Origin of the sequence: Fibrobacter sp. UBA4297 (assembly GCF_002394865.1) — a bacterium.
Taxonomy (GTDB): Bacteria; Fibrobacterota; Fibrobacteria; order Fibrobacterales; family Fibrobacteraceae; genus Fibrobacter.
The window spans coordinates 81,437-96,364 of record NZ_DGUZ01000012.1 but is presented as its reverse complement, the minus strand read 5'-3'; the positions used below and the strand labels follow the sequence as shown (position 1 = coordinate 96,364).

At 50.0% G+C, this 14,928-nt stretch carries 13 protein-coding genes and 1 tRNA gene; 6 read left to right on the top strand and 8 right to left on the bottom strand.

The window, feature by feature from the left end:
• Positions 1-88 precede the first annotated feature (88 nt).
• Positions 89-2,020, top strand: coding sequence for a peptidylprolyl isomerase (locus tag B3A20_RS06380; RefSeq protein WP_290762910.1), 1,932 nt, complete (start codon positions 89-91; stop codon positions 2,018-2,020).
• Positions 2,021-2,200: 180 nt separating this feature from the next.
• Positions 2,201-2,273: transfer RNA gene (locus B3A20_RS06375), tRNA-Glu, on the top strand.
• A 376-nt stretch (positions 2,274-2,649) separates the two neighbouring features.
• Here the strand turns inward: B3A20_RS06375 and B3A20_RS06370 are convergent.
• Positions 2,650-3,702, bottom strand: a complete 1,053-nt coding sequence (locus B3A20_RS06370) for a hypothetical protein (RefSeq protein ID WP_290762908.1) — start codon at positions 3,700-3,702, stop codon at positions 2,650-2,652.
• A gap of 124 nt (positions 3,703-3,826) precedes the next feature.
• Between B3A20_RS06370 and B3A20_RS06365 the strand changes: the two genes are divergently transcribed.
• Complete coding sequence (locus B3A20_RS06365; protein WP_290762907.1) at positions 3,827-4,525, top strand: OmpA family protein; 699 nt, start codon at positions 3,827-3,829, stop codon at positions 4,523-4,525.
• Positions 4,526-4,843: 318 nt separating this feature from the next.
• On the opposite strand, the gene B3A20_RS06360 is transcribed toward B3A20_RS06365, so the two are convergent.
• The 3 genes from B3A20_RS06360 to B3A20_RS06350 all read right to left on the bottom strand — a co-directional run bounded on the left by B3A20_RS06360 (position 4,844) and on the right by B3A20_RS06350 (position 8,097).
• Positions 4,844-5,677 (bottom strand): CvfB family protein, encoded by an 834-nt coding sequence (locus B3A20_RS06360; RefSeq protein WP_290762905.1) that lies wholly within the window; start codon positions 5,675-5,677, stop codon positions 4,844-4,846.
• A 157-nt stretch (positions 5,678-5,834) separates the two neighbouring features.
• A complete protein-coding gene (locus B3A20_RS06355) occupies positions 5,835-6,371 on the bottom strand; it encodes a DUF5662 family protein (RefSeq protein WP_290762903.1) in 537 nt (178 codons plus the stop codon).
• Positions 6,372-6,501: 130 nt separating this feature from the next.
• Complete coding sequence (locus B3A20_RS06350) at positions 6,502-8,097, bottom strand: ABC-F family ATP-binding cassette domain-containing protein (protein ID WP_290762901.1); 1,596 nt, start codon at positions 8,095-8,097, stop codon at positions 6,502-6,504.
• A gap of 175 nt (positions 8,098-8,272) precedes the next feature.
• Between B3A20_RS06350 and B3A20_RS06345 the strand changes: the two genes are divergently transcribed.
• The 3 genes from B3A20_RS06345 to B3A20_RS06335 all read left to right on the top strand — a co-directional run bounded on the left by B3A20_RS06345 (position 8,273) and on the right by B3A20_RS06335 (position 11,356).
• A complete protein-coding gene (locus B3A20_RS06345; RefSeq protein WP_290762899.1) occupies positions 8,273-9,049 on the top strand; it encodes a CAP domain-containing protein in 777 nt (258 codons plus the stop codon).
• A gap of 74 nt (positions 9,050-9,123) precedes the next feature.
• Complete coding sequence (locus B3A20_RS06340) at positions 9,124-10,620, top strand: ABC transporter substrate-binding protein/permease (protein WP_290762897.1); 1,497 nt, start codon at positions 9,124-9,126, stop codon at positions 10,618-10,620.
• Entirely contained in the window at positions 10,610-11,356 is a 747-nt protein-coding gene (locus B3A20_RS06335; protein WP_173563149.1) for an amino acid ABC transporter ATP-binding protein, read from the top strand. The genes B3A20_RS06340 and B3A20_RS06335 overlap by 11 nt, the downstream gene beginning before the upstream one ends.
• Positions 11,357-11,568: 212 nt before the next feature.
• Here B3A20_RS06335 and B3A20_RS06330 read toward each other — a convergent pair whose 3' ends face one another.
• The 4 genes from B3A20_RS06330 to folP form a co-directional block, all read right to left on the bottom strand.
• Positions 11,569-11,946 (bottom strand): hypothetical protein, encoded by a 378-nt coding sequence (locus tag B3A20_RS06330; RefSeq protein ID WP_073424010.1) that lies wholly within the window; start codon positions 11,944-11,946, stop codon positions 11,569-11,571.
• 67 nt (positions 11,947-12,013) lie between these two features.
• On the bottom strand, positions 12,014-13,240 hold the full coding sequence (locus tag B3A20_RS06325; protein ID WP_290762893.1) for a formylglycine-generating enzyme family protein: 1,227 nt from the start codon (positions 13,238-13,240) through the stop codon (positions 12,014-12,016).
• 3 nt (positions 13,241-13,243) lie between these two features.
• Positions 13,244-14,092, bottom strand: a complete 849-nt coding sequence (gene cdaA, locus B3A20_RS06320) for a diadenylate cyclase CdaA (protein ID WP_073424012.1) — start codon at positions 14,090-14,092, stop codon at positions 13,244-13,246.
• Complete coding sequence (folP, locus tag B3A20_RS06315; protein ID WP_290762889.1) at positions 14,079-14,918, bottom strand: dihydropteroate synthase; 840 nt, start codon at positions 14,916-14,918, stop codon at positions 14,079-14,081. The genes cdaA and folP overlap by 14 nt, the downstream gene beginning before the upstream one ends.
• Between the last annotated feature and the right edge of the window lie 10 nt (positions 14,919-14,928).

The window sequence follows — 14,928 nt, the reverse complement described above, 5'->3', positions numbered from 1 at the left end:
TATTTGGCGTACAATATCAATAAAATAAAATGCAAACATTTTTTTTTGCTATTTTTCGGTGCGACAAAATTTTAATGGAGTTGTCTCTATGTTAACGTGGATTAATGAAAAAGCCAAGTGGGTAATTGTGATCTTTGCCGCCGGTATCGCTATCGGTCTTCTCGCCATGGACCGTGTTCCGGACCAGGGACGTAGCTATCCTATCGGCGTTGTCAACGATACCAAGATTTCTTACACGGACTTCGATTCTCGTGTGAAGATGATCGTGCAGAATCAGTACCAGAACCAGCACTTGGATGACGAACAGTACTCTCAGCTCCGTGCTCAGGTGTTCTCAAGCTTCGTTCGTCAGGCTCTCTTTGGCGAACAGTTCGAAAAGGCCGAACTGAGAGCCTCGGTTGCCGAACTCAAAAACGAGTTCAAGCGCAATTCTGACGCCGTTCGTGCTCGCCTGGTCCAGGAAGCTCAGGCTCGCCTCTATGCCATCCAGCAGCAGGCTTCTTCTCAGGAAGACTTGATTCAGCGCACTCAGGCTTTCATCGGTACTCTCCCGAAGTTCCTCACGGACACGACGTTCAACAAGGCTGATTATGATGCATGGATTGAAACTCCGGCTGCCTATCGCTGGAATTCCATGCTTATGCTCGAAGACGAAATGAAGAACAATACCATTCCGGCTCGTCAGCTCCAGACTTTGGTAAATGCTTCGGTCCATCCGACTTCTCTCGAAGCAAAGTGGGCTGTTGAACGTCGCATGACGGATTACGAACTGCAGGTGGCGGTCGCCCCGAGTTCTGCATTTGTTGCTGATAGCAATTCTGTGGATAGCGTTATGGTTGCTGGTTACTACAACGCCCACATGGACAGCTTCTTTGTCCAGAAGGATGTTGCTCAGTTCCAGTACGTATCTCTCCCGGTTGAAGCTACAGCAGGTGACGATGCTAGCATCCGCGAATATGCAATGACGCTTTACTACCAGCTCACCGACTCCTCTTCTACGACGACGTTTGAAGACATGGCTCGCGTTTCTTCTGAAGATCCGGGTAGTGCCGAAAAGGGCGGTGTCTTGAGCGAAGACTTTGTCGGTCGTGGTACTTACGTGAAGCCGTTCGAAGACGCTGCATTTGCTCTTGACTCTGGCAAGATTTCAGAACCGGTCCGTTCTCAGTTCGGTTATCACATCATCAAGTCTTACGGTAACGTGAAGAACGCCAAGGGTGAAGTCGAAAAGGTCAAGGTTGGCCACATCCTCCTCACTGTTACAGCTTCATCCAATACGATTGATAGCCTCGAAAAGATTCTCACCAACATCAAGAAGGATGTCGATGCCGGTTCTGACTTGCTCACGGAAGCTCAGGCTCGCGGTCTCGAAGTCAAGACTTCTGAATGGGTTTCTCGTGATGGCAATATGGCTGCCTTTGGTTACCTCAAGGGTCTTGCTTCTTTCGCTTGGCCGAACGAAAACCTCCCGAAGGAAGAAAGCGAAATTTCTGGCGTGCTCAGAAACAACAAATGGGTCGTGATTGCCAAGAAGGTGGGTGATTACAAGGCTGGCGAACGCAGTCTCCCGCTTTACTACAATGACATTAAGGAAACTCTCCTCAAGCAGAAGGCTGCCAAGGCTGCTGAAAGCTACTTGAATTCTGTTGCCGCTCAGGTCAAGGCCTGGAATCCGGCTGACACCACAACCAAGATTGAAAAGGTCGAACTCGAAACCAAGAACGCTTCTGTTGATGGTTTTGTTCCTGGCTTTGGCTATGGCACTGCTCAGATTGCACGCGTTGTAGGGAAGGCTAAGGTCGGTGAATGGACCGCTCCGGTTGTTGCTGAAAACGGCGCCGTGATGGTCAAGGTCGTTTCCAAGAAGACTCCGAAGGTTGAAGAAGTTGAAGAAGCCATCAAGCAGGATGTAGACAACTCCTACCGCTTTGGTGTGATGACTGCTTTCAACGACTATGTGTCTTCTCTCGAAGCATCTACACAGGTACAGAGCAACCTCGATCTCTTCTATAGAGACTAGTCTTTAGTTAATGGTTATTGGTCAGTAGTCATTAGAGATGATTTCTAAAATTAATCTGCTAATGACTAACTATTAATAACTACGGACGAATTCTTGTAAATGCGGCAGAGCGACCCTCAGCAAATAAACTCAATTATTGCTTGACGGATAAAGCTTAAATTGCTATAATATGCCGCACTCGCCCCCATCGTCTAGTGGCCTAGGACTCGGGATTCTCATTCCCGCAACAGCGGTTCGAGTCCGCTTGGGGGTACTAAAAACGACCAACCGAAAGGCTGGTCGTTTTTACTTTCCGCCACAGGGGTATAAAAAAGTCTCATGATGAAATCATGAGTTTTTTTTCATTCCACCACAAGGGGGATTAAAAATCTCGCGACAAAGTCGCGGAATTTTTTTTGCAAAATGAACGTCATGCGGGCGGGGCGAAAGCTCGGAGTTGACGCCTACGGCGTCAGCGGCTTCAATCGGTCTTGTGCGCCTGCAAGCGGTCGCCCGCGACTCTCGTTTTGCACGCTACTGCGAAGGATTCTGTAATACTAAAAAAGCCAGGGTGTTTACCCTGGCTTTTCAAACGCTTTAAGCGAGCGTTGCGCTGTTTAATTAATGCCCGCGCGTTTTGGTAATTTCAATTACTTGATCGTGCTGGTCAAGCGGAATGCAAAACCGACGTCGCTAATTTCGTTACCGCTGTAGACGCTGAACTGGAGCTTGGAATTTGCAATTTTCTTGGCCCATGCGACCGTCCATGCCCAGTTGTCGATGTCCTTGCCACCAGTGAGAGCGGCGCGGTCATTGATGTGTTCCCATTCAACGTAGAGGCTGCTCATGAGAGTGTTCATAAAGCAATCTTTCTTCGGAGTGTATTCGGCACCGATGTAGAACGGATGGTAGGCGTCGCCCGGTTTCATGTACTTGTATTCCGGAGCAACGTAGTTGGGAGCTGTCGTCTTGACGGCGTCTTCCTGCGTGACGATATAGCCGTATTCACCATAAACGCGCAAGAAATCGAGCGGCTTGTAGCTCAGGTAGGTTGCGAGGCGGTGGGTGATAGCAGCCGTGTTCTGAATCGGGTCAATAGCGTTCACGCGATATGCGAACTTTGCTTCGAACGGAAAATCAAACTTGAGATCTTCTTCAAGGCGGATGTAGCCCGTATTGAACTTGTTGTCTCTTGTGGCAACCATGGCCGTGAAGTTCGAGTAACCGGTTTGCCAGCCGAATTCAATGGCGTTGTGGCTGTAGTCGCGCATCCAGAGGCCGCGTGCCGTGAGGTCCTTATCGATGTAAGTACCAAAATGGGTAGACTGCGACCAGTCCGTCTTCCAGTGACCAATCTTGAGATTGAGCTTGTAGGTCTCAAAATTCCACTTGTAGTTTGCCCAGTAGAGGTCTGCAAGAATCTTGTCGTAGCTAGTGGTCTTGCCGTCGCCGTCCTTAATCTTGTTACCGAACTGCGGGGCGAAAATGCGCAACATGACCTGTGCATCGAAGTTCTCGCTCTTGTAGAGGCCGCCAATGTTGGCGCGGATCCAGTAGGAGCTCAGGTTATTGTCGTCGTCGGCAATCATCTTGGTGGCCTGCGTCTGGACATTACCCTTGAGGCTGAATTCGCCATCGGCTGCAAAGGCGGCTGAGCACATGCCTGCAACCAGAAGTGCGCTTGTAATTTTTGTGAAGTTCATAATTTCTCCGTACAAATTTTGTGTGCGCAAATCTAGAAATTTCAGAAAATATTTAAAGACAATTTGAAACTTCGCCTATCAATTTTTATTTTTGGTCTAAAAATACAATAACTGGAGTTCAAGAATGAGAATGATTCCCCGCATCGCCCTTTCGGCTATGGTGGCCGTTTCTTTTGCATCTGCCGGCAAACTTGCACCGAACAAGACGCACGCCGTGCTGAACGTGACTTACACGAACGAAGAAAACGTTCCGCATGCCAAGAAAAAGCTCACGTTTGTGGGGCAGAACAAGGGAAAAAAGGTGGTCATCACGACGGACGTGTATGGTGAAGCTAGCTTCCATATCCCGCGTGAAGATTCCTACACGATTCTCTGCGAAAGCTTGACGGGACCGTTCGAATGCGGCGAAACTCCGTATGTTTCCCGCACGGCAAGCACGGGTGGAATTTCGGTCGTTTTTGACGATACTCGTTCCGAACTTACGGGCGTGACGTTTAAGGCGGGCAGTGCGGAACTTGTGCCGAGCTCCTTGAAGACTCTCAATGCCGCGATTGCAGGGCTCAAGCGCAATCCGAAGGCCAAGATTGAAGTGGAAGGCCATACAAGTAGCGATGGCTCCGCAGAACTCAACCAGCAGCTTTCTGAAGATCGCGCAAACAGTGTCCGCAATTACATGATTGAACAGGGCATTGACGCCAACCGCGTGACTGCTGTGGGCTACGGCCCGAGCCGCCCGAAGGGTGATAATTCGACGGAAGCGGGTCGCCGCGCCAACCGTCGTATTGAGCTTAAAGTGCTCAACGCCGACGAAGTGAATTTCTAATTTGTTCTAATATCGCGAAAATACTGGAATTTAGAAAAAAGTGCGTTTTTTACGTGAAAATTTGTGAAATAACGCAGATTTTCACGTATTTTTTTTATGTTGTGTGTATTTTCCCGGCTACAAAAAGCATTTTTGTCCCTCAAAAAGGAATGAAATCGGCTGAAAAATAAAAAATGGGCTCCTTTGAATACTTAAAGGAGCTTGTTTTTATCTAATTATGATTAGTTTGTTTTGAATTTTACGTGAAAAACTTGAAAAAATAGTCCTATTCACGTAAATTGGGGCTTTTTTTCGAAATTTGGTTCTAAATGCCTCTTTTTAAACTGCGCGGATTCCGTCTTCTTCAATCACGATTTTTTCTTCGCGGAAAAGCGTCCCGATAATTTTCTTGAACGTCTTCTTGGACATGCCGAATTCGCGACGAATCGTTTCCGGGTCGGTGTGGTCGCCGTAGGGGAGGAATCCGCCCGCAGCTTCGAGCTTTTGCATGATCGCATTGGGGCTTTCGCTCTTCATCACTCCCTTGTAACCGATCGGCGTCAAGTTGAGCGTAATCTTTCCGTCGCTCGTGAAACGCTGGATGAATCCGGGCATCGTATCACCGATGTAGATGCGTTCCATGCCTGGCGTCACCATGAGGCGGCCTGTGTAGCGGTAATCCACGAGGCAATCGACGTAGTCGGGCGTGACTTCGTAAGCGGCGAGTTCTACGCGCTGGCCGATATGCAAGTCGTTCGTGTCCGGATCGATAAAGCTCTTGATTTTTTCGGTGGCGATGATGCGTCCGCTCTTTTCGTCTTCGAGTACAAAGACTACGCAACGGTCGCCTTTCTGCAATTCGCCAAGTTGCTGCTTGAAGGGGAGGAACAAGTCCTTGTTGAGACCCCAATCCAAGAATGCGCCAACGCGGTTGACTTCCTTGACGGTGAGTACAGCAAATTCGCCTACCTGGGCGAGCGGCTTGTCAAGCGTTGCAATCGGGCGGTCTTCGGAATCCGTGTAAACGAACACGTCAATGATTTCGCCTTCGACAAGTGTGAATTTGTTGCGGTTGCCAGGGAGTAGCACGCTTCCGCCAGTTTCGAGTTCCAGGTAATAACCCTGTGGCGTGATAGATTCGACGCGTGCGCGGTTAATTCTTCCAAGTTCCATAATTTGCCTTTCCGTTCTGGTATCCCGCAGGGCGGGGTTAAAGTCGCGGACATCCGCGATACGTTAATGTCATGCCCACCACCGAGCGGGTATCTCCTTTAAATATACTTTTTTGCGCGAGTGCCCGCAAGGGCTCTTGTAGTTCGAACGCTTTGCTTTACTCAGTCGGCAGTTCCTTGCAATGCCGCATGAACCTAAGCGTTTCTTTTTCGCCATCCGTCGCAAGCTTCTTGAGCAAAAACAGCAACTTCTTGTAAGTCGTTTCCGTCATCTTCTCGTGCGCAGTACTCTTGGTCAAATACAGGAGCGGCGATTCTTGCGTATAAGTTTCTTTGTTGTACGTCTTGGAGGCGGCCACGCGGTCGCAGAACATTTCCTTGATGTAGCGGTCCGGCATGTCCATCGGCACGATTTTCTTTGTCTTCATGTCGTAATCGTACCAGAATTCAAAGTGGTGCTTGTTGCGCCCCTTGTGGTGCATCCATGCAAGACTGTAGCCTGTTTCGCGGCGTTCGCCATTGTTCGGCGATTCCTTGCCCGTGTAATATTTTGCGCCTGGAATAAATTCGGTAGGGCTGTACTTCGACAAATCGTGGAACAGCCCCTGCAAACCGATACCGGCCTTGATGCAAAGCCGAATCACTTCGTTCCTGTGCTTAGTAATCGTAATGAAATGACGAATCGGATGGAACATGGAGGTTTGCTCGCGCTAAAGCGCTTGGGCTCGCGATGCTTTGAACAATGAGGTCGGCACTAAGTGCCTTTGAGTAAAAGAACTCACAACCTCATACCCCAAAGGGCGATGCCCGTGCTCATACCTTAATTTACTTCTTCTTCGTCTTCTTGGTTTCAAGCCATTCGTCGAAGGTGATGCTGCGGTCAACAACACCGTTCGGCGTGAGTTCCAAAACGCGGTTCGCAACAGTTTGGACAAATTCATGGTCCTGAGAGCAGAAGATGACCGGACCCTGGAATGCCTTGAGACCGTTGTTCAAAGCGGTGATGGCTTCCAAGTCGAGGTGTGCGGTCGGTTCGTCGAGCAACAAGCAGTTTGCGTTCGAGAGCATCATCTTCGAAAGCATGCAGCGTACCTTTTCACCACCGGAGAGCACGTTGGCGCTCTTCAAAGCTTCTTCACCGGTAAAGAGCATACGGCCGAGGAATCCGCGGATGAACGTTTCGTCCTGTTCCTTGCTGTACTGGCGCAGCCAATCCACGAGAGAGAGGTCCGTCTTGAAATAAGCGTCGTTGTTCTTCGGGAAGTAGTTGTAGCTGATGGTGTTGCCCCACTTGAGCACGCCATCTGGAGCCTTTGTTTCTTCGGCAATGAGCTGGAAGAATGCGGTCTTGAGCGTGTCGTATTCACCGACGAGTGCGACCTTGTCCTGGTTGCCGAGCGAGAAGTCGAATCCCTTGCAGACGATGCCGTCGCCGCCATCAATGGTGGCGTTCTTGACTTCGAGTACGATCTTGCCCGGTTCGCGGTCCATCTTGAAGTTCACCCACGGGAACTTACGGCTGGAGGCCGGCATTTCTTCGACGGTCATCTTGTCCAAAAGCTTCTTACGGCTGGTGGCTTGCTTGGCCTTAGCGGCGTTCGAAGCGAAGCGGCGGATGAACGCCTTGAGTTCTTCAATCTTTTCTTCAGCGCGGCGGTTCTGGTCCTTGCGCTGCTTCTGGGCGAGCTGGCTTGCTGCGTACCAGAATTCGTAGTTACCGCCGTAAATGTTGATCTTGCCGTAGTCGATATCGCAAGTGTGTGTGCAGACGGCGTTTAAGAAGTGACGGTCATGGCTCACCACGATCACGATGTTTTCGAAACGTTCGAGGTAGTCTTCGAGCCAGCCGACAGTTTCCAAATCAAGGTGGTTCGTCGGTTCGTCCAAGAGCAAAATGTCCGGATTGCCAAACAAAGCCTGGGCGAGGAGCACGCGGATCTTCTGACCGCCATCGAGTTCGGACATCAAGTTGTAGTGGAATTCTTCGGGAATGCCAAGACCCTTGAGGAGCACGGCTGCGTTGGAGTCGGCTTCGTAACCGCCGATTTCACCAAAGCGCGTTTCGATTTCCATCGCCTGCATGCCCTGTTCTTCGGTCATTTCAGGGAGCGCGTAAAGTTCGTCGCGCTTTTTGCTAAGTTCGTAGAGTTCCGGGAAACCCATCATCACGGTTTCGAGGACCGTGTTATTTTCGTAGGCGAAGTGGTCCTGCTTCAAAACGGCGATACGTTCGCCCGGGTCCTTCGTGACTTCACCCGTGTTCGGTTCGAGTTCGCCCGAAAGAATCTTGAGGAATGTGGACTTGCCGGCACCGTTTGCGCCGATGACACCGTAGCAGTTGCCTCTCTTGAAGGAAAGGTTCACTTCTTTGAAGAGGATGCGGCTACCATACTGGAGACTGACATTAGAAACATTAAGCATGGCGCCAAAGATAGTAAATTGTGGGTCGGGATTGTAGGGGGCGCGTGCATCGCTAGCCCGAAAAAGCTATTATTAAACGTGTCATCCTGAGCGGAGCGTAGCGAAGTCGAAGGATCCAGTAGAAATACCGTCATTCCGAGCATCGCGAGGAATCCTGTTGTTTTTTAGGTTAACTATGAAAATTAATTTGTTTGGTAATATGGCAAAGTATGCAACTTGCGCAACTTTTGCCTTTGCAATGTCTTGTGTTGTGTCGGGTTGTTCCGAAAGCAGTAGCGTGACTTATATAGAAATACCGGATGTTGCAGAAGTTGTGAGCTCATCTTCTGAAAATACCGAGCTCAGTTCATCGTCTTCTCAAAAGTCAACAAACAGTTCGTCGTCCGAGAAATTTGCCGCATCTTCGTCTTCGGAGAAATCCTCATCTTCATCGTCGAAACCTGTTAGCAGTTCTTCTGAAAAGGTCGCTGCATCTTCATCCTCTGCGAAGTCCTCTTCTTCGACAGAAAATTCTTTTTTCAGCGCGACATGGCGTGAAGATTGCCTCGCTAAAATCAACGAATACCGTGCGACAGAAAATCTCGAACCGCTGACGCTTGCACCTGAAGAAAAGCAGACCTGCACCGATCAAGAAGCTGCTGATGACCTCGCCGAAAACAAGGCTCACGGTCACTTTGGCAACTGTGGCGAAGGCGCTCAAAACTCGGGTCCGAACTTCAACACTTCATGGCGCAAAACCGCGACAGAAGCAACCGATGCTTTCCTCAAGATGATGTGGGAAGATGAAAAGGCTCTCGTGACTAGCGGCGAACGTGATCCCGACAAAAAAGAGGATTATTCCTATATAGGCCACTACCTCAACATGAAGGGCAATTACAAAACAGTCGCCTGCGGTATTGCTCTCACAGAAGATGGCAAAAAAGGCTGGCTGAATATCAATTTCTTCAGATAGTCCATATATTATATAATACTCACAAGGGTTCCCAAACTTTCGGCTTTTAACTAACTTTTAATTAAGGTTAGAAAATGATACGAAAGTTATATCTCCCTCTTCTTATTGCACTGTTCTCGCTCGCGCTCACATCGTGCCAAAGCGAGAAACAGACCATCATCCCCAACAGGGTTCATTCCATTAGCGATCTCGGTCACAAAAAGGTGGGCGTGCAGATTGGCAACACCGCCGATATCTACGCGTCGGACTTTGGTGGCGACACGGCGAAAATCGATGTCGAACGCTACACGAAACTTGCCGATGCTGTGCAAGCGCTGTTGCAGGGGAAGATTGACGCGGTCTTGAGTGATGATCAGCCTGCAAAGGCTTTCGTGCTCCAGAATCCGTCGCTTCGCATTCTCGAAGAAGTCTTCGTCGAAGAAATGTATGCAGGCGTTGTCGCGAAGGGCAACGAAGCGCTTTTGGATTCTGTGAACCAGGCGCTTGAAGCGATGAAGAAGGACGGCGTTTACGATTCGCTTTTCAATACCTACATCAACCGCAACGGCAATTATCATTATCAAAAGAAAGTGACCGAAGGCCCGAAACTTGTGCTTTCGACGAACGCTCAGTTCCCGCCGTACGAATATTACGAGAATGCAAAGGTCGTTGGTTTTGATATTGAAACTGTCAACTACATTGCCGACTACCTCAACCGCACCGTCGAAATTCAAGATATTGAATTTGATGCGATTATCAATGCGGTTGCGTCGGGCAAGGCTGATGTCGGTTTCGCTGGATTTACCGTTACCGAAGAACGCAAAAAGTCCATTAATTTCACAACACCGTACACGCTTTCAAAGATTGTCGTGATTGTCCGCGGTGACCAAGCGGTTCAAAGCGAAGAGAGCTTTGGCGATCACGTCTACAAGAATTTCGTGAAGGATTCCCGCTGGAAGTTCATTGTCGAAGGTCTCCGCAACACGCTTGTGATTTCGTTCTTTGCGGCTCTCCTCGGTATCATGATTGGCTTTGTGATTGCGCAGATTCGTACGAGCAACGAATTCAACGGCCGCTTCAAAGTGCTGAACTGGTTTGCGAAGGCTTACCTCGCTGTGATTCGCGGCACACCGATGATGATCCAGCTCCTCATCATTTACTACATCGTCTTCTCATCGGTGAACATCAACAAGATTCTCGTCGCGATTGTCGCTTTCGGCATCAACTCGGGCGCTTACGTTTCCGAAATCATCCGCAGTGGCATCAAGGGGGTAGACCCGGGACAGATTGAAGCTGGCCGTAGTCTTGGCCTCAAGTTCCGCACAGTCCTTTATTACATCGTTTACCCGCAGGCGTTCAAGAACTCGCTTCCGGCTCTCACGAACGAATTTATCTCGCTCATCAAGGAAACGTCCATTTGCGGTTACATCGGCCTTACCGACCTCACTCGCGGTGGCGATATCATCCGCAGTATGACTTATGAAGCCATGCTCCCGCTCCTTGCTGTGGCTGCTATTTACTTTATCATTGTCGCCGGGCTTTCGGCTTGTGTTGCAAAACTTGAAAAGAGGTTGAAGAAAAATGAACGCTAATGCAGAAACTTTAATCCAGGTCAAGAACCTTTGCAAATCTTACGGCGACAAGCAAATCCTCAAGGGCATTTCGCTTGATATCCATCGCGGTGATGTGATTGCAATTATCGGACCATCTGGTTGTGGCAAGTCTACGTTCTTGCGCCAGCTGAACTTGCTAGAGCACCCGACGAGCGGCGATATCCTTTTGGATGGCAAGAGCATTTTGGCGAAAGGTGTTTCGAAGCCTTCGATTCGCGAGCGCGTAGGCATGGTGTTTCAGCAGTTCAACTTGTTCAAGAACATGACCGCTCTCAAGAACATCATGTTTGCTCCGGTGAAACTCGGTCGCTTGTCCAAGGCAGAAGCCGAAACGCGTGCTCGTGAACTCTTGAAGCGTGTGGGACTTTTGGACCGTGCTGATCACTACCCGGCTCAGCTTTCGGGCGGTCAGCAGCAGCGTATTGCTATTGCCCGTGCCATGGCAATGCAACCAGAAGCAATCCTCTTTGACGAACCGACGAGCGCTTTGGACCCGGAAATGGTGGGCGAGGTGCTCAGGATCATGAAGGACCTTGCAAAGTCTGGAATGACGATGATTGTCGTGACGCACGAAATGAGCTTTGCCCGCGAAGTGGCAAACCGCGTGCTCTTCTTTGCCGATGGTTACGTTAAGGAAGACGGAACCCCCGAAGAAGTCTTCGACAACCCGAAGGACACCCGCCTCAAGGAATTCTTGTCCGCACTCAAGAAGTAGCTTTGCTAAGGTCCCTGAGCTTGTCGAAGGGCGCGGCACTTCCGCATTAAGTTGTCATCCTCGCCTACCTGTCCTCGCGCCTGTCCTCGCTTGACGGGGATGACGGGGACGAGCGGGGACCTCCTTTAAAAAACGAGAAACCCCGGCTTTAAACCGGGGTTTCTTGCATAAGTTCGCGGGCATCTTGCCGGCATTTACCGGCGTTTCTGCACTTAGTTATAGCTATTCTTAGCTTCGGACTGAGCCTTGAAAATCTTGTCGTATTCGTCCTTCGAGATTCTCATGTAACCCGTCACGATCTTGCCAGATTCGTCTTCGCCGAATTCATAGTAGGCGGAGTCGCCCTTGACGCGCATCAAAATGTCCATGTTGAGCGAATTCTTGCCACGGAGAGCGTTGTTCTCATATTTGGCAGTGAGGTCGCCGTTCACGTTTCTGATGGTGTAATCAACGTTGTTTTCGGTAAGAACTTCGAAAATCATGTCGGCTTCGCCTTTCCAGTAACCCGTGTAGTTGGGCTTTTCATTGCTGCAGCCGAAGAACGTAAACGAAGAAAGTAAAAGTGCGGAGAGTAAAAGTTTCGTTTTCATGCTCTTAAATTAGATAATTTTTTTCAGTTAGGTTAGCCAATCTATGTAATGTTGTTTTAACGGTGAGCTATTTACAACACCTGAAACCGACACTCGGGTACTGGTTTTGCGGATAGAAGCTGAATTTGCTTACGGAACAGCTACTTTCGTTGTTGGTGTTCCATGCACCGCCTGCGACCAGGAACTTGTCCGGGTGCTGCTTGCTTGTAGAGGCTGTCCATTCCCAGAGGTTTCCGTTCATGTCGTACATGCCATACCAGCTACGGCACTGCGTCTTGCGGCCGCTTCTCTTGGCTGCCTTCGTGTTGGTGTTGCACTTGCTCTGCTTGTAACCGTTACCGTAAGAGAACTTGAAACCGTCCTTGCCACGGCATGCGGCTTGCCATTCTTCTATCGTACAGAGGTGCTTGCCTTCGTTCTTGCAGATGCGTGCGGCTTCTTCCTGGCTTACCATGTCCTTCGGCGTAGCGTCCGGCTGGTTCGGATATTCGTAAGCATCTACGCAGACAGTCTTTCCGCCAACCGGGACAGGGTAGGCGTTCTTGCCGCAAATGTTATCGCTTGCCATGTCGTACTTGGCTTCTTCCCAAGCAGAGCGGTTACCCACAGAGTCGGCTGCGTAGAAGAATACGGAACCGGTTTTGTTGTATTCAATGCCCTTGCTTGCGTCTTGCGGATTGAGCGTATCGCCGATGGAAACAAACGTCTTGCATTTGATTTCGTCGCACTTGACCTTGAGCTTGATTGGGTCGTAGTAGCGGCCTGCAGGCGGCGTGATTTCGGCTGTGGGCGGGACCTTGTCCGAGTTGCGGAGGCTATCGGCTGCACGCAATTTGTCCAAGGAATCTTGCCTTGCTTTTTCGATTTTAGCAAGGGCTTCTAGGCTATCTCTGCGTGCCTTACGTGCAACACGGATGCTGTCGCGGACATTTTTGAGACTATCCTTGTTGACTTTCGGTAAATTGGCGAGCGAATCTGCCGTGCGGAGGCTATCGGCAAGGCGTAAGCTGTCCGCGATTCTAGCTTCTTCGAGAGCCTTCAAGCTGTCGGCCTTGGCCTGCTCGGCGCGGAGGCTGTCAAGAATCTGCTGCTGGCGGAGGGCGAGTTCCGAGAGCTTCTGTTCTTCAAGCGCTTGCTGCTTGACTTTGTTGAGCTGGCACTGCACTACAAAAAGGCAGATGAGCAAAAGGAACATCAAAATCAAGATGACGAGATTGCGTTTCCCGTTTTTCTTCTTTTGGTTGCCCTGCGCATTTTGTGCGTTCTTCGTAGAATTCTTTTCGTTGTTTGCCATAAGTTACACCTTGTTTTCGACTGCTTCGTTTTCACCTTCGGCTTGATCTTCTTCAATAACTTCGTTGAAGAGGTCGTGCCAGTGGCGGAAAATTTCTGCTTTAAGTTCTTTCGGGGTGAGGCCGCGTCTCAGGTTGTTTCTGTAAGCGGTAGAAATTTTACCTGTTTCTTCGGAGACGATGATGATGAGGGCATCACTTTCGGCAGCGAGAGCTTTAGCGGCGCGGTGGCGCATACCGTAGCCAGCGTCACCTTCGGCGTTACCGGTCGGCATCGGCAAAATGCAGCCTGCGGCGACGATCGACTTGCAGTTGAGAATTACGGCACCGTCGTGCAAAGCGGAGTTCGGGAAGAACAAAGCGCGCAAAAGTCTGGAGCTGATTCGTGCGTCGAGGTATTCACCTGTATCTGCGTAGTTCTTGAGGCCCACGCGCTTTTCAAGCACGATGAGTGCACCGGTTTTTGTCTTTGCCAAATCCTGAACGGCTGAGCAAATTTTCTGGGCGATGTCATCGAGACCGCTCGCGTGGAAGAGAATGTTTCTCAAGTCCACCTTACTTACGCTCTGACCGATTCGCGTGAGTGCGCTTCGAATTTCGGGCTGGAACAAAATCACGATGGCGATAATACCGAGCGTAGCGAGGTTACTGAGCATCCACACGAGCGTATGGAGTTCCCACCACTGCGCAATGAGCCATGCGAGAATGAGCAAAAAGCCACCAAAAATCATCTGGGCTGCACGCGTTCCGCGGAACAGCAAAAAGATATAATACAGAATGACTGATATGAGGAGAATGTCCAGAATGTCAGCCATGCGGACATCAATGATGCCGAATAACTTAAACAGCGTCATGGGACTTCAAAGCCTCCAAATATAAAAGTGATTCTTTTGCTTCGCGGACATCGTGAACGCGGATAACGCTTGCACCGCCAAGGGCGGCGATAATGTCTGCGGTCACGGTCGGGATAAGCCGATCGCTTGCTTCAAGCCCAGGCATCTTTCCGATGTAGGACTTTCTAGACGTGCCAATCAAAACGGGGTAGCCGTCCTTGAGCATCTCATCTACAGACTTCATCAAGTCTATGTTGTCTTGAACAGTCTTTCCAAAACCGATACCCGGATCAATGCAAATGCGTTCTTTTTCGACACCGGCGTCGATGAGCTTTTGCACCTGTGCCAAGAGTTCTTCTTGAACTTCCTGCACCACGTTTGTGTACGGCTTGAAGTCCTGCTGCATCGTTCCGAAATTTCCGCGCATGTGGTTCAGCACCACGCTTGCCTTTGTGCTTGCGATGGTCTCGATCATCTTCGGGTCCATCATGCAGGCGCTGATGTCGTTGATGATGTGCGCACCGAGCTTCATGCATTCTTCGGCGACCTTAGCTTTGACCGTATCGACCGAGATGTAAAACTTGCGGAATCCCGGATTGTCGAGGTCTTCCGAAATGGTCGCGGTCTGTGCGAGCGCTTCAACGACGGGGCATACACGGTCGAGTTCTTCTTGAAGGCTTACGGGAGCGCTTCCCGGGCGGCTGCTTTCACCACCGATATCGAGAATCACAGCGCCTTGTTCCACCAACGAAATCGCGTGCTCGTAAGCGGCTTCAGGCGTGTTATGCTTGCCTCCATCAAAGAAACTGTCCGGGGTAACATTCACGATACCCATGACAAGCGGCATCCTCGAAGCT